Origin of the sequence: Shewanella sp. WXL01 (assembly GCF_012263345.1) — a bacterium.
Classification (GTDB): Bacteria; Pseudomonadota; Gammaproteobacteria; order Enterobacterales; family Shewanellaceae; genus Shewanella; species Shewanella maritima.
In genome coordinates, this window is record NZ_JAAIKQ010000004.1 from 178476 (window position 1) to 195213 (window position 16738).

At 42.7% G+C, this 16738-nt stretch carries 18 protein-coding genes; 13 read left to right on the top strand and 5 right to left on the bottom strand.

Annotation, left to right across the window (positions count from 1 at the left end; all coding sequences use genetic code 11):
- Positions 1 to 495: 495 nt before the first annotated feature.
- From G3R49_RS12255 to G3R49_RS12270, 4 genes are all read left to right on the top strand, one after another.
- Entirely contained in the window at positions 496 to 834 is a 339-nt protein-coding gene (locus G3R49_RS12255) for a P-II family nitrogen regulator (protein WP_130600933.1), read from the top strand.
- A gap of 10 nt (positions 835 to 844) precedes the next feature.
- Positions 845 to 2095 (top strand): ammonium transporter, encoded by a 1251-nt coding sequence (locus G3R49_RS12260; RefSeq protein ID WP_130600935.1) that lies wholly within the window; start codon positions 845 to 847, stop codon positions 2093 to 2095.
- 285 nt (positions 2096 to 2380) lie between these two features.
- Entirely contained in the window at positions 2381 to 2725 is a 345-nt protein-coding gene (locus G3R49_RS12265; RefSeq protein ID WP_167869840.1) for a hypothetical protein, read from the top strand.
- A gap of 121 nt (positions 2726 to 2846) precedes the next feature.
- Positions 2847 to 4088: a hypothetical protein gene (locus tag G3R49_RS12270; RefSeq protein WP_167869841.1), complete on the top strand. Its 1242-nt coding sequence runs from the start codon at positions 2847 to 2849 to the stop codon at positions 4086 to 4088.
- Positions 4089 to 4118: 30 nt separating this feature from the next.
- Here G3R49_RS12270 and G3R49_RS12275 read toward each other — a convergent pair whose 3' ends face one another.
- Positions 4119 to 4892, bottom strand: a complete 774-nt coding sequence (locus G3R49_RS12275; protein WP_167869842.1) for an ABC transporter substrate-binding protein — start codon at positions 4890 to 4892, stop codon at positions 4119 to 4121.
- Between the two features lie 292 nt (positions 4893 to 5184).
- Here G3R49_RS12275 and aroG point away from each other — a divergent pair, with 292 nt between their 5' ends.
- A complete protein-coding gene (aroG, locus tag G3R49_RS12280; RefSeq protein ID WP_167869843.1) occupies positions 5185 to 6243 on the top strand; it encodes a 3-deoxy-7-phosphoheptulonate synthase AroG in 1059 nt (352 codons plus the stop codon).
- A gap of 95 nt (positions 6244 to 6338) precedes the next feature.
- On the opposite strand, the gene G3R49_RS12285 is transcribed toward aroG, so the two are convergent.
- A complete protein-coding gene (locus G3R49_RS12285) occupies positions 6339 to 6515 on the bottom strand; it encodes a hypothetical protein (RefSeq protein WP_130600945.1) in 177 nt (58 codons plus the stop codon).
- Positions 6516 to 6865: 350 nt separating this feature from the next.
- Between G3R49_RS12285 and G3R49_RS12290 the strand changes: the two genes are divergently transcribed.
- From G3R49_RS12290 to G3R49_RS12325, 8 genes are all read left to right on the top strand, one after another.
- Positions 6866 to 8638 (top strand): ABC transporter ATP-binding protein/permease, encoded by a 1773-nt coding sequence (locus G3R49_RS12290; protein ID WP_167869844.1) that lies wholly within the window; start codon positions 6866 to 6868, stop codon positions 8636 to 8638.
- Between the two features lie 161 nt (positions 8639 to 8799).
- Complete coding sequence (locus tag G3R49_RS12295; protein ID WP_130600947.1) at positions 8800 to 9045, top strand: hypothetical protein; 246 nt, start codon at positions 8800 to 8802, stop codon at positions 9043 to 9045.
- A gap of 508 nt (positions 9046 to 9553) precedes the next feature.
- The gene (locus G3R49_RS12300; RefSeq protein ID WP_167869845.1) at positions 9554 to 10192 is read left to right on the top strand and encodes a DUF5610 domain-containing protein; all 639 of its coding nucleotides are present in this window, start codon (positions 9554 to 9556) and stop codon (positions 10190 to 10192) included.
- Between the two features lie 1149 nt (positions 10193 to 11341).
- The gene (locus G3R49_RS12305) at positions 11342 to 11482 is read left to right on the top strand and encodes a hypothetical protein (protein WP_167869846.1); all 141 of its coding nucleotides are present in this window, start codon (positions 11342 to 11344) and stop codon (positions 11480 to 11482) included.
- A 6-nt stretch (positions 11483 to 11488) separates the two neighbouring features.
- Positions 11489 to 11686, top strand: coding sequence for a hypothetical protein (locus tag G3R49_RS12310; protein ID WP_167869847.1), 198 nt, complete (start codon positions 11489 to 11491; stop codon positions 11684 to 11686).
- Positions 11664 to 12746: an AAA family ATPase gene (locus G3R49_RS12315; RefSeq protein ID WP_167869848.1), complete on the top strand. Its 1083-nt coding sequence runs from the start codon at positions 11664 to 11666 to the stop codon at positions 12744 to 12746. The genes G3R49_RS12310 and G3R49_RS12315 overlap by 23 nt, the downstream gene beginning before the upstream one ends.
- 11 nt (positions 12747 to 12757) lie before the next feature.
- The gene (locus G3R49_RS12320) at positions 12758 to 13321 is read left to right on the top strand and encodes a hypothetical protein (RefSeq protein ID WP_167869849.1); all 564 of its coding nucleotides are present in this window, start codon (positions 12758 to 12760) and stop codon (positions 13319 to 13321) included.
- A gap of 388 nt (positions 13322 to 13709) precedes the next feature.
- Positions 13710 to 14009, top strand: coding sequence for a hypothetical protein (locus G3R49_RS12325; RefSeq protein ID WP_167869850.1), 300 nt, complete (start codon positions 13710 to 13712; stop codon positions 14007 to 14009).
- A 46-nt stretch (positions 14010 to 14055) separates the two neighbouring features.
- On the opposite strand, the gene G3R49_RS12330 is transcribed toward G3R49_RS12325, so the two are convergent.
- The 3 genes from G3R49_RS12330 to G3R49_RS12340 form a co-directional block, all read right to left on the bottom strand.
- Positions 14056 to 14349: a hypothetical protein gene (locus tag G3R49_RS12330; protein WP_167869851.1), complete on the bottom strand. Its 294-nt coding sequence runs from the start codon at positions 14347 to 14349 to the stop codon at positions 14056 to 14058.
- Between the two features lie 22 nt (positions 14350 to 14371).
- Entirely contained in the window at positions 14372 to 14782 is a 411-nt protein-coding gene (locus tag G3R49_RS12335; protein ID WP_167869852.1) for a hypothetical protein, read from the bottom strand.
- A 127-nt stretch (positions 14783 to 14909) separates the two neighbouring features.
- Positions 14910 to 16454 carry a recombinase family protein gene (locus tag G3R49_RS12340; protein ID WP_245335358.1) on the bottom strand — a complete coding sequence of 515 codons (1545 nt, stop codon included), beginning with the start codon at positions 16452 to 16454 and terminating at the stop codon, positions 14910 to 14912.
- Positions 16455 to 16738: the final 284 nt, after the last annotated feature.

Below are 16738 nucleotides of genomic sequence, written 5' to 3' on the forward strand. Positions count from 1 at the left end.
AGTTGTTAACATAGCTTGTAACTGTGCTAAACATGTTGAGAGTAGAGTTGTTCGCTCGCGGCTATTCCAGCTTTGTTCTTGGCGCTTTTTCTGCGAAACCTCTGAAATCTGATTTATCTTGATCGGTATAAGACAGCCTTTTGGAAGCCAGCCCTACTTTTTAGTACTTCCTCTTAATACACCCTTAATTTTTAGCCCCAAACTCATGGTTTATTCGAGTGTAGTCAGTCCTAAACCCGACTGCTCACTACCTACACTGTGCACATAGTCAGTGCAGATGTTCCCAATGAGCCGTTTTCTTCTCGATTTGCACCAAAAAATCACATTTGTTGAAAATTTATGCACTCAATTGGTGCTGCAGTTTTGTTCTAAATCAGTGCGAATTATTAAAATTGCATATTTATTATGGATTTACATAATTGGTCTAATGATTGAATAGTTGACTCCAAGTGTGAATATAAATTTAAAACAACAATTTTAATTTTGGAGGTCGGGATGAAACTCGTCAGCGCAATCATCAAGCCATTTAAACTCGATGATGTCCGTGAAGCCATTGCAGGCATGGGTATTGAGGGTATGACAGTGACTGAAGTAAAAGGCTTTGGGCGTCAAAAAGGGCACACAGAGCTTTATCGTGGTGCTGAATATCAGGTCGACTTTTTGCCAAAAGTAAAATTAGAAATTGCGACTAAGGCTGAAAACCTAGATGTCTTGGTTGAAGCTATCACGTCGGCTGCACATACAGGCAAGATTGGTGACGGCAAGATTTTTGTGACTGATTTAGAACAAGCTATCCGTATTCGTACGGGTGAGCACGATAACGAAGCGCTTTAAGGGGGAAGCAATGGAAGAACTAACAAAATTAGGCCTAACCGTAACTGAGTTACGATTCGCCCTTGATACGTTTTATTTCTTAATTTCTGGTGCACTAGTGATGTGGATGGCGGCAGGTTTCGCCATGCTAGAAGCGGGTCTGGTTCGCTCTAAAAACACCACTGAAATCTTAACTAAGAACGTTTGTCTTTATTCAATCGCTTGTATTATGTATCTCATTCTAGGTTACAACATTATGTATGTTGATAACGCTGAAGGCGGTATTTTACCAAGCTTTGGCTCATTAATTGGTACGCAAGCTGAAGGCGCTGATCATGCTCTAGAGTCTGACTTCTTCTTCCAGGTGGTATTTGTTGCAACCGCAATGTCTATCGTATCTGGTGCAGTTGCAGAGCGTATGAAGCTTTGGGCTTTCTTAGCATTTGCAGTAGTACTGACTGGTGTTATTTATCCAATTGAAGGTTACTGGACTTGGGGCGGTGGTTTTGTTGCTGAGGCTGGTTTTGTTGACTTTGCAGGCTCTGGTATCGTGCACATGGCGGGCGCGGCAGCAGCCATTTCAGGTGTACTGCTGTTAGGTGCTCGTAAAGGCAAATATGGTCCAAATGGTCAGGTTAATCCAATTCCAGGCTCTAACTTGCCAATGGCAACCTTAGGTATGTTTATTCTATGGATGGGCTGGTTTGGCTTTAATGGTGGTTCTCAGCTGTTGGTTTCTGACGCTGAAAACGCAAGTGCAGTGGCTAAAATCTTTGTTAACACCAACTCTGCAGCAGCCTTTGGTGCAGTAGCAGCGCTGATTGTGTGTAAAGTAGTTTGGGGTAAAGCAGACCTAACTATGATTCTAAACGGGGCGCTGGCAGGTCTTGTTGCTATTACTGCAGACCCACTATCTCCATCTTTAGCAATGGCTGGCGTGATTGGTGTGGTTGCTGGCGGTCTGGTTGTATTCTCAATCATTGGTTTTGATCGCATTAAGATTGATGACCCAGTGGGTGCGATTTCTGTTCACGGTGTAGCTGGTTTCCTAGGTTTAATGCTTGTACCTCTATCAAACGCTGATGCAAGCTTTGGCAGTCAGTTGTTTGGTGCAGCCGTTATCTTTGGCTGGGTGTTCGCTGCTTCAACGGTAGTTTGGTTAGTGCTAAAAGTGACCATGGGTATCCGTGTTACTGAAGAAGAAGAGTACACAGGTATGGATGCATCAGATTGTGGTATTGATGCGTACCCTGAGTTTGTAAGCATTAAAGGTGCGAGTTAGGCTAACGCTTCAAACTTAAATGATAGAAAACAGGGCTATTGATAGCCCTGTTTTTGTTTTCAACCCCTAATCCATCTACTTCAATAGGTGGTTATCACCGAGTCGCCTTTAACTGTAATTTTTAGTGTTCTTCAGAAGGTGCATTCTTCACTTGGATGATTTTTAGGGCGTTATCCACCAAACTGAGCTTTGGCTCACCACGCGCTACAAACCTGAAGGCGGTTATATTTACCCTATACTTGTGCTAACTTTTAATCACTAGGATGGTTTAAAGGAGGATATGGGATGCTATGTAAGCACTTTGGTCTGCTGGCTGGCCTCGCGTTAGCGGTAATGACCTTGAGCATGAGCAAGGCTTATGCTGGCCAGGTGGTTGTGCGTAAATCCTCTGAGCCATTTGATGCTTTCGCTATTCGCGACCATGTTCGTGAGTTACATCAATGGAAAGAATCTATCCGTTTTCAAGAGCAAATCAAGATAATTCAATCATTACCAGTGGGTTGCATTACCGTGGTTACCCCTTACCGTTACTATCATTGTGGGCTTAACTTTTATCGGCCTTATGAATACAAAGGTATAACCCACTTCGTACAAGTCGACCCGCCAATTCAAGTTGAGTCGCCACGTTAAAAATAGCGGGCGTATTTAATCTTCTGTAACAAAGTTGGTGTTACTGCGCTGCTCGTAACCTTTGGCGATAAATCGGATTGTTGACTAGGCTTAAGTCAGGCTTTCTCATAAGGGAGGCGGTATGACAAGTCTAAAAAACGGTGCTTGTAAGCAAATCAATTCATTAATTGATACATTAGTCAGTCACATAACTAGCGCAACGTCGAAGGTTTCAATAAGCATTTTACTGTTAGCGAGTGCCATACTCTCTGGTTGTCAGTCAACTGCAAAATCTACTCCAGAGCTGGATGTTGAATCACTATTCTTTGACGAGCACTTTGAGGAGCAGAGTGTTGCTAGTGTGGAAGAGATTTTTCGCCTACCCAATGATTTCAAGTCACAAGTCACTTCTGAATTTCGCAGTGCTAAGCTTAAACAAGGAGTTAATTTTTCCGCTAACGAGTGGCTAGCAGAGTATGTTGGTGCCCAAGAGGGCGCGTTTGAATATCGTGACCACTATACGCGCAAAGCGTCAATAACCGCCTTAAATCGTCAGGGAAATTGCATGTCACTAGTGGTGCTTTCTGCCGCATTGGCAGAGCAATTTGATGTCCCTGTGAAATTCCAAGATATTGAAGTTCAGCCCATTTGGGATAAACGGGGTGGTTTTTATTTAGTAAACGGACACGTGAATTTGCGTTTATTGCCAGTGAGAAAGGCTAATCGAATTTCGGTTTCAGAAAATGAAGTTTTGGTGGACTTTTTACCTGAGCGGGCGGTAAGGGCTTACAAGGCGACAACGGTTAATAAACAAACCTTAGTTGCAATGTACTATAACAATGTGGCTGCAGAGGCGCTAGTAGATGGTGATTATGACCTTGCCTATGCGCTAGCAAAAGCCGCTATACGTCAAGATGCCAGTTATGTTCCTTCTATAAATACTTTAGCGGTGATTTATCGCCACAAGCGTATGAATGATAAGGCAGAACTCGTTTACCGCGCAGCATTAACTCAGGAGCCGGAAGATCTGACTACCCTGTTTAACCTCGCGCTTATTCTAAGTGAGCAAGACAGACTCGATGAGTGGCATCAAGTACATAAAGTGTTGGAGCTCGCTAGGATCAATAATCCTTTTTACTATTATGACATGGCGCAGCAAGCATACTTTGATAAGCAGTATCATGAAGCGCTAACCTGGTATAAACGTGCTGTGGCGAAAGCCGATTATCGTCATGAGTTTTATTTCGGGCTTTCAAGAGCCTATTGGGCAACGGGTGAGCAAAGGCTAGCCAAAAAGAATATGGCAAAAGCGTTAGATTTAACCCGAGATGACGAGTTTAAGAGTCGTTATCAAACTAAGCTTAACGCGATGCGAGCTCAATAGGATGGCCTTACTGCAAAAGCCCATTCAAGTTCAGTAATCTGCTTGTAAGATTTGTTGGTATTGAGGCGTGGCTTTTAGCAAAGTTATCGCCTCATCTATTTGTTTGGCGACTTCGCTGTCGTAGCAGCCGATAATCCTGGGGGCTGGCTTGAAGAGGTTTGTCTGAGTGACAAGTTGCTTGGTGTCTAGTTTCCCGACTAATAGTTTGCTGTAGTATTTAAAGATTTTCTCTTCCATCACAATCGCCTCTACATGGCCGTTAAACAACATGACAACCTGGCCTTTCTGATTGCTGAGCTCTTCATAATTCGAGTGCCGCGCCACCATGTTTTCATATTCTTCTCCAAGAAACTTCTTGGCGTTTTGAAATCCGCTCAATGAGTACCTTAATAGATCTTCAATTGAAGCAACCTCAAGCTTAGAGTTTGTAAGGTAAAACAAGGCATTTTGATATTCAATTAAGCTTTGAGTGAAGTGGAGGCCATCTGCATCTGCAGGAGCGTTAATAATACAGTCGATTTGTTGTGTGTTTACAAGACGTAAAGCTCTTAGGTTGGGTGCGAATACAATGTGATCTAATTCAATGCCTTTTTGATTGAGCGCGGCAACTAACAGATCGTATTGGATCCCTCGGTGTTGATGAGCAAAGAAAAATGGCTCGATGCTATTACTCGTGGTGAAGCTATACGATTTGCTTTGGCCGACAGTTGGAGTTGCTTCGTTAGCAAAAACTGATGTTATTGCAGTTGGCAGATGGTATAGGCTGATGAAAAGTAAGCTAATAATGAAAAAAGGCTTTGGCATGTTTTAGTCTAACTGTTTCTTTGTTAGTTCAAGTATAACCGCTAAATATAAGTTTGAGCTTAATAACGTCCTATTTGAGTCACCAATTAGAGTATGAGATAAAGTGTTTGGTTTGATTTTTTAATCTAAATAAATCAGTGTTTTAAAAACTTATTTTTACTATTAGTAATCTTTGATTGCCAAAGTTGTTATAACTGGTTTAGATTGACGCTATTACTTAACAGAATTGCCGTATTCTGTTTAGGTAAAGTGCATTTTTTCAGTAAGTGATTTGCCAGACCGGAGTTGTTGTATGTATTACCAAAATGATGATGTAAGAATTAATGAAGTGAAAGAGTTGCTTCCACCTGTGGCGATTCTTGAGCGATTTCCGGCCTCTGAAAATGCTTCTGAAACCGTTTTTAAAGCAAGAGACAGTATTCATCGTATTTTGAATAAAAAAGATGATCGTTTGCTGGTGGTGATTGGTCCATGTTCGATTCATGATCCTGTTGCTGCACTTGATTATGGGCGTCGCCTGGTTGAGTTGCGAGAGCGTTATCAAGACCAGCTTGAAGTGGTAATGCGTGTTTACTTTGAAAAGCCAAGAACGACTGTTGGCTGGAAGGGGTTGATCAATGACCCTTATATGGATAATAGCTTTAAGTTAAACGATGGTTTACGCACCGCTCGCAAGTTACTTGTTGATCTTAATGACAGTGGTATGCCAACAGCAGGTGAATTCTTAGATATGATCACGCCTCAGTATGTTGCTGATTTAATGTGTTGGGGCGCGATTGGGGCTCGTACTACTGAGTCACAGGTTCATCGTGAGCTAGCGTCAGGTTTATCGTGTCCTGTTGGCTTTAAAAATGGTACTGACGGCACAATTAAAGTTGCGATTGATGCAATTGGCGCGTCAAGTGCTCCGCATCACTTCTTGTCAGTGACCAAGTTTGGACACTCTGCAATTGTATCAACCAAGGGTAATCCTGATTGCCATATCATCTTGCGCGGTGGTAAAACGCCAAATTATAGTGCTGAGCACGTTAAGGTGATCACCGAACAGCTCGAGCAGTCAAAGCTTGAAAGCAACATCATGATTGATTTTAGTCATGCTAACAGCAACAAAGACTATCGTCGTCAAATGGTAGTTGCTGAAAGTGTATCAGCACAGATCAGCGAAGGTAACCATTCTATCTTTGGTGTGATGGTGGAGAGTCATCTTGTTGAAGGACGTCAGGATATTGTAACGGGTAAAGAGTTGGTTTACGGACAAAGCGTGACTGATGCATGTATCGGTTGGGATGATACTGAAAAGCTGTTGCAGCAATTGAGTGATGCCGTTATTGCTCGCGGTGAAGCCGTTTAATTTATCGTTTTGAAAGCATTAAAAAAGGCGCATTATGCGCCTTTTTACTAGTAAAACTGAACAAGTTAACTCTTAGACTCATCGACTGCCAAAAACTAACGTTTGGTTTGCTCAGCTAAGTATTCATTGGCTTTCGCCAAACTGCCAAAGGCTGAAATCAAGTTATTACGACCTTTATCTTGTAACTCAGGATTTCCAGACTCAATCATCATCCACACCCACGTTTGTATTAATTGAACTGGTGGGTACTGCACTTTGGTGGTGTCCAACATAAAGCTTCCTAATGATTCAAAGATTTAGCTTTTCATAGAGCAAAAGCTACAACTAATTCGACTGCAGAGTATCAAATTCTTTAAAAACTGATAACTCTAAAACATCGCAAATCTAACCTTGTTGAAAAATAATTTTCAAAAATAGCACTTAGGTATTATACGCAGACTAAAGGATTAAGTCTAAAGGTGTATCGGCTACTTTCTACCTAGTGAGCTTAAATCAAGGTACCTAGTTAGAAAGTTTTTTTAAATAATTGTTTGAAATAGTTAAAGGTTAGTGCCTTTAAACTGGGGTAATATGAGGTCTTAACGCTTAGTGTGTAAATATTGGTAATTAAGAGGTAATAGGGATGAGACCAACGGCATACATTGACGGACCAGTAGGTAAGCTTAACTGGAAAGTATTAGTCATGCTCTGGCCGTATCTTATTGAATTTAAAGGTCGAGTCACTCTCGCGCTACTTTGCTTAGTCATCGCAAAGCTTGCCAATGTAGGCTTGCCTTTCATCTTAAAAGAGCTGGTAGACTCCCTTGATACCTCAACTGTTCAACTGGTTGCCGCACCTATCGCATTAGTTTTTGCCTATGGAAGTTTACGTTTTCTAAATGTCATCATTGGCGAAGTGCGAGATACCTTGTTTGGCAGGGTAACAGAGCGCGCGATTCGTAGACTTAGTCTTGGCGTATTCAATCACCTTCACGTGCTTGATCTGAGTTATCACCTTGAGCGCCGCACTGGCGGTTTATCGCGAGATATTGAGCGCGGCACTAGTGGCGTTAGCTTCTTAATGCGCTTTATGGTGTTTAATATCGTGCCAACTCTGCTAGAGATAGCCTTGGTGATCGGTATCTTCTTTTTCCAGTATGGTTGGTTGTACGCCATTATCACTTTGGGGGCGGTAGCCGCCTATATTGGATTCTCCATTGTCGCAACTGAGTGGCGTACAAGTTATGTCCGTGATGCAGCCATTGCTGATTCAAAGGCTAATACCCGTGCGGTTGATAGCTTGTTGAACTTTGAAACCGTTAAATACTTTAATAACGAACAGCGAGAAGCCGAGCACTACGACACCGCGCTTGGTCAATGGGAGCAGGCAAAGCGTAAAAATCGCTTATCATTATTGGTGTTAAATAGCGGTCAGGCGCTTATTATTGCCGCAGCAATGACTGCAATGATGGGCTTTGCCATGTATGAGGTTATTGATGAAACCATGACTATTGGTGACTTTGTGCTGATTAACGCATTTATGATGCAGTTATTTATGCCGCTCAACTTTTTGGGTTTCGTATATCGCGAGATCCGCGGCGCTTTTGCCAATATTGAGCGTATGTTTGATATTTTGGATATTTCGCCGCAAGTCACAGATAACGCTGATGCGAAAACTATACATATTCAGCAGGGTGAGATCAGCTTTGAGCAAGTGGAGTTTTGTTATCAACAGCGCGAGATTTTAAAGCAGGTTACCTTGAATGTGAGTAAAGGCAGGAAGGTAGCAGTTGTTGGTGATAGCGGCGCGGGCAAGTCGACCTTAATTAAGTTGTTATACCGATTTTACGACGTTAACAGTGGCCGTATTTGTATTGATGGCGTGGATATTCGCGATATGAGTTTAGACTCTTTGCGTAAAGCTATTGCCATTGTGCCGCAAGATACAGTGTTATTTAATCGCTCAATTTATGAAAATATTCGTTATGGTCGCCCTGATGCAAGCGAGCAAGAGGTTAAGCACGCGGCTAAAATTGCTCACTTAAGTGAGTTTGTTGAGTCACTTCCAGATAAATGGGACACCAAAGTGGGAGAGCGTGGTTTAAAATTGTCTGGGGGGGAAAAACAGCGCGTATCGATTGCTAGGGCCGTGCTTAAGCAAGCGCCTATTATGGTATTTGATGAAGCAACGTCATCACTAGATAGCCGCTCGGAGCAAGCGATATTATCAGCAATTAAGGACGCTCAAAGGGGGCATACAAGCCTTGTTGTGGCCCACAGGTTATCGACCATTGTAGATGCCGATTTAATTGTGGTGTTAAGTGGTGGGCAAATTGTTGAGCAAGGTCAGCATCACGGTTTATTACAACAAGATGGTCTATATGCAAAATTGTGGCGAATTCAAAATGAATCGTAGTTGTATGAGCGCTAACTTATAAGCTGAGATGTTTGACAGACAACTTGTAGCAATTTTTAACAAGCCATCTCGATTCTTTGGCGATAATGGGTATAATTATCCGAAAATAATAAAGTCATACATCGGTATGTCAGTGTTGCTGACATGGATTGGAGGAACAGGTGCAAAATATTGCATTAAAAGCTGCCTTGGAAGGTACTCAACACGAAGTTACGACAGACTGGTTTGCGATTAAAGCCATGCTTGAGAAACGTGAAGTGCCAGCGTCAGATATTCAAAATGTGTACAATGAGCTTTGTGCAGGCTTAATTGTTACGACTCGCGGCTTAACTCTATCTAAAATTAACGATAATGATAGCAGTGATGTGATTAAAAGTGCTGATGATGGAAAAGATATACTGGTTTGATTAAGCTTGCTTCAACTACTTCCTTTGCCAACTAACACACACAATTTTTTGTTGATGAACAGGTCGATTATCCGGCGCTAACCGGGTAATTTTACCTTTTTCATAACATATCTTTTCTCCTTCCAGCTCAGACATGCGACTACAACTTTGGCAAGTTAGCCCCATAACTTTATCTGTAACGAGCGGTGTGTCAGTTTTTGTGCTCAAAGTCTATCCTTAATGGAAAATAGTGATCTACATCAAAGTTTATTGTACAGAAAGTGCATTTTAGAGCAATAACTAAACTTAAGTTCTACCTAAAATTAGATAAAGCACATCACACTTCTTACTACCTAGTTTTAACAAGCTATACAAACTTATAACTTAAGTAGTATCAACTAGACTTTAGTTTAGGGTTTGCTAAATCTCAAATATTTAAATTAATAAAGTTGTTTATAAATTGGTCGATAATAGAGTTAAGCAATAAAACACGCCCTAAAAGGTGTTGTAGTGATTGAGGTAGTAAGCCATGGAAATTAAACAGACAAACCAACCTAAGGTATCGGCGACAAATAATGTTGATACCGATGCCGGTAAAGCGGCAAGTTCAGCTGCGTCGCAGACTACCAGAAGCGAGCAAACTGGGAGTGTTCAGACGGTACGTCAAGTGACCAAACAGATGCAAAATAGCAGCATTTTAGCCGCGCAAGAAAGCGTGAGTATAGCTTCTGGCGATCAGTCAATGGCATTACTTTATCGCGCAGCGATTGAGGCCATTAATGAAGAACTAGCACCAACCTTAGGCGAAAATGCCATTCAAAAAGGTGTAGAGGCTGGCGTCGATTACACGCCTGAAGCAACGGCTGAACGTATTGTTTCCTTTGCAACCAATTTCTTTTCTGTACATCAAGGGCAAACCAGTAATCTAGAGTTTAACGAACAGCTTGATGGCTTTATGGAGATTATTTCTGGTGCAATTGACCAAGGCTTCGAAGAAGCTAAAGAAATCCTTGATGGTTTAAGTGTACTTGATGGTGATATTGCAGCAGGCGTTGAGCAAACCTATGAATTGGTGCAGCAAGGTTTAGCTAAATTTAGAGAGCAAACTCTCGAAGCCAATCAGCCTTCGCAAGACACTCCAGTAGATGAGGCTAATGCCCAAGCGTAATTGTACTTTGTAGTAGCGGTACAGAGTCATAAATGCGTTGAGTCATAAAGCTGAAGTCATTTATGCCATTTAACTTGACCACTACAAACTGGGGAAATGGCCCATTGGATTGACACAGACAAACGCAATAAAAACAAAGTCATTAGGCATAGTTGAGATAGACTTTCCAAAATGAAACATACGTCCTAATAAAGCCACCAGCCGCTAAACCTCGTTTTCTTTCGAGCCTGCCTGTTTCCCATACCTTTTCAACAACTTGCTACTTCGCCTGCGGCTCGTCCGCTTACCACCAGCAGCTTGTCTGCTCACCTAAAATAAAGGTAGAAAAAGGTGTCACACTTTCCTAAAAAACACGTGATATTATAGGGTAGAAAGCACATTTTCCTTATCAAAAATCAACCACTTATGTTGGAAATAGCTGTCACACTTTCTACTAAATACAGAGGTATTATTATGTAGGCAGCGAAACGGGGCGCGCCAGCGCCACGTCCACCCCCACCCCCCCTTGCTTACACGGAGCGCTATCCTCCAAGCAGTCCACATTCGACACCCGCTTAGCACCCTCCCCATCTTTGACGACTGGCTGACGCCTTTTCACTGACACATAGACGGACTGACGAAACACCTTTGCTGTGGGCAGAGGCGAGTAGTTGGCATCCGTTGTTTTGTGCTTGGTGACTTGCAGCTAACGCAGCTTTCTGGCTGGTGGGGCTGGGACAACACACGCACATACGTGCGGCACACCCTGTTTATTTGTCAGCTACCCACAGGAGCTTGGCAGAAAAATAGCAGACTGTTTTTAAATGACATTTCACCCTATGCCACTTATAGCCCTTTGTTTTAAAAGCAAAAGGGGAAAGCGGTTTACGGGAGAATACAAAATATCAATTCTTGACAGGCACAGAGAGCCTACACCACTACAAAGCACACGAGATAGCAAAGCTACTCGCTTACGTGGCTGGGCTGGGCTTGAACACGGAGCTATGTGTTTATGGCTAAAAAGTCCGCACCTTGAAAAAAGCTTGCGGATGTTGCGGATTATTTGGCGAAATCGCCCTGTAACCCTTGATACACCTGCCTTTCAAGAAGTCCGCATTTAAGGCTATTACATACTGCGGATTTTACAACTAACCAAAAGGAACACTGATTATGACCAAATGGAGATCTTCAAAGGTAACACTTTATACGCGCAAGAAACTTCAACAAAAGCAACAAGATGACGCTGAAACCAAAGAGCTGGTGGAACGTCTGAACTTGCTTTATCGACAACAACCAACCAAGGAGGATTAACCCTCGATGCGAGATAGACATACATTCAACGGGACGCGACAAGTTCGCGTTTCTGTTTACGGTGATGACATTGCCGACTTACAAAACATTGCTGACAAGGCAGGCGTTGATACGCTGGCTAAAGCAGTTAAATACCTGATTGAACAACATTTAGTAACCCAAAGCGGTTTAGGGAGTGAGGATGCTACAACAGACAAGCGATAAACGATTACACGTAAAGCCAGTTAGCTGGCACATCGAAAACAAGCGAGAGTTCAAGCCTTTACTTGAGGGCTGGATTAGCGAGGGCGAGACGATGCTTTTTTATGGCGCGTCAGGTTCAGGCAAGAGTTTGTTTGCTTACAACTTTGCTGTTGCTATCGCTGGGGACAAAAGCGAATGGTTAGAGCAGCCTTGTGCTACGGGCGTAAAAACACTTTACGTTGATGGTGAAATGGCAACTAACACAGTGGCGCAAAGGGGTGAAGCCTTGGGACACCACGACAACATTGCCTATTGTTCAGTGCCTTGTATGGACGGGACTTTCAACCTTTCAAAGCAAGAGGACAGAGAGTTGATTTACGCTGAAGTACGAGAGAATGACCACCAGCTTGTGATTATTGACAACTGCCGAACCTTGTTTGCTATGGCTGACGAGAACAGCGCCGAGAGCTGGACACCTGTCAACGAGCTTGCTTTACATTTACGCCAACTTGGATGCGCTGTGATTGTGATACACCACACTAACAAGTCTGGGGAGTATTCAGGTAGCAGCAACGCGATTACTGTATTTGACCGAACTTGTTGTATCGAAAAGAACGGCAGCGAAACCGACACCCACCAGCAGTATTGGAACTTGTCCGCTGGGATAAAGTCAGGTCGAGACGGCAAAGGCTGGGGACGCTGGTTAGCCAACGGTTGCTTTGTTATTGGCGAGGATGGTTTAGAGATGATGGATTTCAGCAAAGCCAAGCACGAACAACTGAATGCGATTTACCAACAGCTTTCAGGTTTAGACAAAGCAGCACCAACAAAAGCAAGAATAAGCATCGTCAATGACACGTTAGCCGCTGGGATTGGCAACAACAGAACACTTTCAAACCTTTGGGAACACACAAAAAATTGGTGGGCTTTCTTTGAGGACGAGCTACACATCACTGACAAAAAGAGTATGGCTGCTTGGCTAAACTCGCCTGTGTTGCCAGACCTTGACGAGCAAGGAAACTTTATACCCTTGACCAACCCCAACAGCGTCTTTGACGCCCAACCTGTTTTCCAGCATTAGGAGGTGGATTTATGACTGAACTTGAATGGCTTGAAACTTGCGGATTAGAAAAAGTGGACATCAAGCTAAAATGCTTTGACCACAAAGGCAACGAGACTTGGGTGATACCTGATGCGCTGATGGTTGGTGAGAACGCCAAAGGCGAGAGCGAGGTGATTTACATCGAATACAAGAACGGCTTGAAGCTTTCCACTGACGGCAGGAACAAAGGCAAACCCGCTGCTGAAAAGAAAAAAGAAGATTACATCAACAACCAATGGCTATCGCCCGCAAGGGCTAAAAAAGCTGCCACGATGGGGTGGAACCACTCGATTTACAAGTTTATTTCGATGAAACAGTGTTGGGAAAAAGAGACGCTGAACGTGGAAAAAGACGAGACCAAGCTTTCAGACTTGGAGACTGGTGCGCCTGTCACAAACTTTCGCGTGATTGTCGTTGACCCCAAAATGAACCGCCACAAGAACGACCCCACTTACCAAAGGGACGTGTTGAGCAAGGGCACGAATGCTGGGGTGGAGTTTATGACCGATTTAGAGGTTGAACAGGAGTTGGAGGGTTATCTTCAAATGAACTAAAAAGTCCGCATTGATAAAAAGCGTTGCGGATTTCTTGGCAACTTTTAACTATGGCAGTCTTTCTTGCTACTCGGAAACCCAACCCTGACGGGCACTTGGGGAAAAGTCCGCAAATAACACTATTACATACTGCGGATTTTTAGGTTGCGGATTTTTGCTTGTGGACTGTATGAAGCAAGCCCTTTCAAACTGCTCACTGTTTCTGACTGTATTATCAGTGAAGAACAGCCCCCTGTAAAAGCAGGGAAAACACCCTGTAAACAGCCGTATTTACGGGCATCTACGGAAACCTACCCCCCCTTGCCCTAAAACATTACTAACGCCTTACCACGGCTCGCTACGGAGCTGTGAGGGGCACTTTTACACTCATTATGGAGGAATAATACTTATGACTAAACTTACACAACTTCAAAAAGAACTGGCTAAAAAGCTGCCGATGCTAATGGATACTATTAATAGTGAACTGGGCTTGCCTAAAGGCTCTACTCTGTTCGACATCACGCTGAATCCCAAAGGCACAGACAATCCTGAATGGGTGGTTATGGACGAGTTCCCCAACTACCAACAGAGCATCCACACTGGGCTGATACGTAGCCGTAAAACACATCGACTATTATCACCTACCAAAAGCGGGTATGTGTCACTAATGAAAAATGGAGTTAAGCACCACGTCAAACAAGGGTACTAAGGCTCAAAAATATGTCTTATCAATTCACCCCATATCGTTTAAACCTCTAAGGCTCTGAACAATAGCTGTGATATAAAGTCGATGCAATGTTAGATTGTGATAACTCAAGCAGCACAGAGCTTGCTACCACTTGACCAGCAGCTATGCCTTGGTGGTATGCGTAAACCTCAGGATTTTTTGACATTCTAACTAAGTGCTTTTCTTGTTTTAGAATATTCATGCCAGCCATTTCTGCAAACTTGAAACAACGAGCATGAAGTTTTTCATCTTCTATATTGCTAGCTTGAGCTGATACTGTGAATAGCGATATTGAGGCAGCTAAAATAAGTTTTTTCATCATAATATGCCTGTGCAAAATTGATTTATTTTACACCACAGCTAAAAGTTGTACGGATATAATCAGAGTCAATCGTATGATTATAATTTAGTTCGATTTTCTCAACGTTAGTTACTTTGTGTCCTCTGAGCTTTTCAGCTATTTCATTGCAAGTGTGGCTTGCCAAAGGAGCATATGAGGCACGTAATTCTTTCACAAGAGCGTCACGATCTAAAATCACTGAATCAATTACATTGTAGTTATATTGAATATGGAGTTGACTAAAGATTAGTGCTGCCGTGACGCTTTCAACAATTGTTATTTCATCAATTTTAGTGCCAGCAATTGATTCATTTATATGATTGCCCAGCGCCACTACTTCACGTTTGGTGATCTCAATTGCTTGGACTGATAACGAGATAAAAGTCAGTACGATAATTAAGATAAATTTTTTCATTTGCAGCACCTTTGGATGAATGGGTTAAAAGCATATGTAACGCAGCTATAACTATTCAGTGAAAAAGGCAATGTAGTTGAATGAGCTGAAATAAAACAATTAGTATCTATTAAAAATATTGATACATTTACTGAATCGGTTGGTTGTCTGATAGCCTGCCTAACCCCATCCCATCTTCGATGTGTTGAATACCACTTACTTTGACGTGATTCTTGCCTGAAACAATACACTGGTAAAGGGTGTCATCGTGAGTAGCTACTTCAACCCTTGTTGTAAATCCCCCCATACTGACTATACGCACAGACTTGAACGAGGCTTGTAATAACTTGTGAAACTTCACTGCTGGTTGCTGACTTTCGGTCTGTTCCAACTCATCTAACTTCACTTCATCCCACAGCTTATTTAAAGGCTCGTCAAGAGGCTTGAATGGACGCTGCGCGAGCTTTGCCTCTAACTCTGACACTTCATCTTCAAGTTGTAGCATCGTTGATTCTAAAGCGTCTGAATGACGTTTAGCTAACTTCTTGGCATAGCCGATGATGCGCGCTTTCTTGTCTGCTATTTCCTTTTCTAAATCAACTTCTTTACTTGCTTTTGGGAATACATACATTTTAGCCATTGCTAACACAGCTAAATCTAATCTTGTGCCCTTTATCGACCCACCCATACAACTTGAACCCACCTGTATTCTATTGCCACAAAGGAAAGATACACCTTTGTTTTTGCGATAGTTCATCACCATGTTACAGCCACAAATACCACAGACAAACACACCTTTATACCTGTTGTAATAACCACTATTGACAGGCTTGCTTGTTCGCTGCGCTCGGAGCTGTTTGTATTCATCTACTTGTTCCGCTGACAAAAGAGGTGGGTAGTAGTGAGGCAAGCTTGTTCCTTTTATTGTGTGAGTGCCTAAAAACGCATCATCATTATTGCGAGTTAGGAAATTATTTACACCACCATACGTGAACTTGCGAGGCAAGCCTTTAGAGTTTACCCAATCTGTAATCTGCTCCACTGTCCAGCCTAAAAGCCACTTTGTAAGCATATCTTTAGCCACTGTGAAATAGAGAGGGTGCTTATCGACTACGCCTTTAGACGTGTCTACCCAGAACGGGTGTCTATTGCCATTGTGTATCGCTATTGCTAATCCTGTAGTGGGACAACGCTTACCTTTGTTATGGGCTTCAACTGCTAATAAAGCTGCTTGGCTTACGCGCTGGCTTTTCTTCTTGCTTTCCTCGTGACCTAAACCCAAAGACAAAACAAGCATAATGACATCTACCATTAAGTTAGGGCTGCCACTTGTGTAGAGCCTATTATCCATTGTGGTGTAAATGCCTATACCAGCTGATAACACTGACAAAAGCAAAGGCGTGGACTTGTCCACTGATTGCCTTGATAGCCTGTCAGCGTTGCTTACTACTATGACGCTGCCTCTTGCTATCTCACCTGATTGGACAAGGGCTAACAAGTCACCCAAAGCAGCATCCAAGTGCTTGCCGTGAAAAGCTGATTTACCCTCGTCACTAAAAGAGCGCTTATCTATTGGCAAGTTAAGATCGTGGCTTATTCTTTCAAGCTCTTGTGTTTGTTGCTTTAAACCACTGCCGCTTACTTGCTTCACTGACGAAACACGACTATAGCTAATGAGGGTTGGTTGTGTCATTTGACTGTAACGCAGCTATTCGCTGCTACTCCTGCTTAATGTGAATGAGCAGCAAAGCTGCGATAGATTGGTACATGGATTATCATACGGTTTACTATACTCAACTATGCCTTTTTTATGTATCTGATTTCGTCAGTGATACTAGGGCCTGTTGATCTTTGCTGATTAGAATTTGTTCGAATTAAAAGCACTTTAATCGCGGCGCGAGCGATGATGTCTAGTCACCTAAACAAACTCGCTTGCAACAATGAGTAAAGTGCTTTTAAACGAATCGTTCCGGCAGC

Bases quoted from the DNA above. Each gene is read 5' to 3' on its own strand.
- G3R49_RS12255 (WP_130600933.1), top strand. From the start codon at position 496: ATGAAACTCGTCAGCGCAATCATCAAGCCATTTAAACTCGATGATGTC.
- G3R49_RS12260 (WP_130600935.1), top strand. From the start codon at position 845: ATGGAAGAACTAACAAAATTAGGCCTAACCGTAACTGAGTTACGATTC.
- G3R49_RS12265 (WP_167869840.1), top strand. From the start codon at position 2,381: ATGCTATGTAAGCACTTTGGTCTGCTGGCTGGCCTCGCGTTAGCGGTA.
- G3R49_RS12270 (WP_167869841.1), top strand. From the start codon at position 2,847: ATGACAAGTCTAAAAAACGGTGCTTGTAAGCAAATCAATTCATTAATT.
- G3R49_RS12275 (WP_167869842.1), bottom strand. From the start codon at position 4,892: ATGCCAAAGCCTTTTTTCATTATTAGCTTACTTTTCATCAGCCTATAC.
- aroG (WP_167869843.1), top strand. From the start codon at position 5,185: ATGTATTACCAAAATGATGATGTAAGAATTAATGAAGTGAAAGAGTTG.
- G3R49_RS12285 (WP_130600945.1), bottom strand. From the start codon at position 6,515: ATGTTGGACACCACCAAAGTGCAGTACCCACCAGTTCAATTAATACAA.
- G3R49_RS12290 (WP_167869844.1), top strand. From the start codon at position 6,866: ATGAGACCAACGGCATACATTGACGGACCAGTAGGTAAGCTTAACTGG.
- G3R49_RS12300 (WP_167869845.1), top strand. From the start codon at position 9,554: ATGGAAATTAAACAGACAAACCAACCTAAGGTATCGGCGACAAATAAT.
- G3R49_RS12305 (WP_167869846.1), top strand. From the start codon at position 11,342: ATGACCAAATGGAGATCTTCAAAGGTAACACTTTATACGCGCAAGAAA.
- G3R49_RS12310 (WP_167869847.1), top strand. From the start codon at position 11,489: ATGCGAGATAGACATACATTCAACGGGACGCGACAAGTTCGCGTTTCT.
- G3R49_RS12315 (WP_167869848.1), top strand. From the start codon at position 11,664: ATGCTACAACAGACAAGCGATAAACGATTACACGTAAAGCCAGTTAGC.
- G3R49_RS12320 (WP_167869849.1), top strand. From the start codon at position 12,758: ATGACTGAACTTGAATGGCTTGAAACTTGCGGATTAGAAAAAGTGGAC.
- G3R49_RS12325 (WP_167869850.1), top strand. From the start codon at position 13,710: ATGACTAAACTTACACAACTTCAAAAAGAACTGGCTAAAAAGCTGCCG.
- G3R49_RS12330 (WP_167869851.1), bottom strand. From the start codon at position 14,349: ATGATGAAAAAACTTATTTTAGCTGCCTCAATATCGCTATTCACAGTA.
- G3R49_RS12335 (WP_167869852.1), bottom strand. From the start codon at position 14,782: ATGAAAAAATTTATCTTAATTATCGTACTGACTTTTATCTCGTTATCA.
- G3R49_RS12340 (WP_245335358.1), bottom strand. From the start codon at position 16,454: ATGACACAACCAACCCTCATTAGCTATAGTCGTGTTTCGTCAGTGAAG.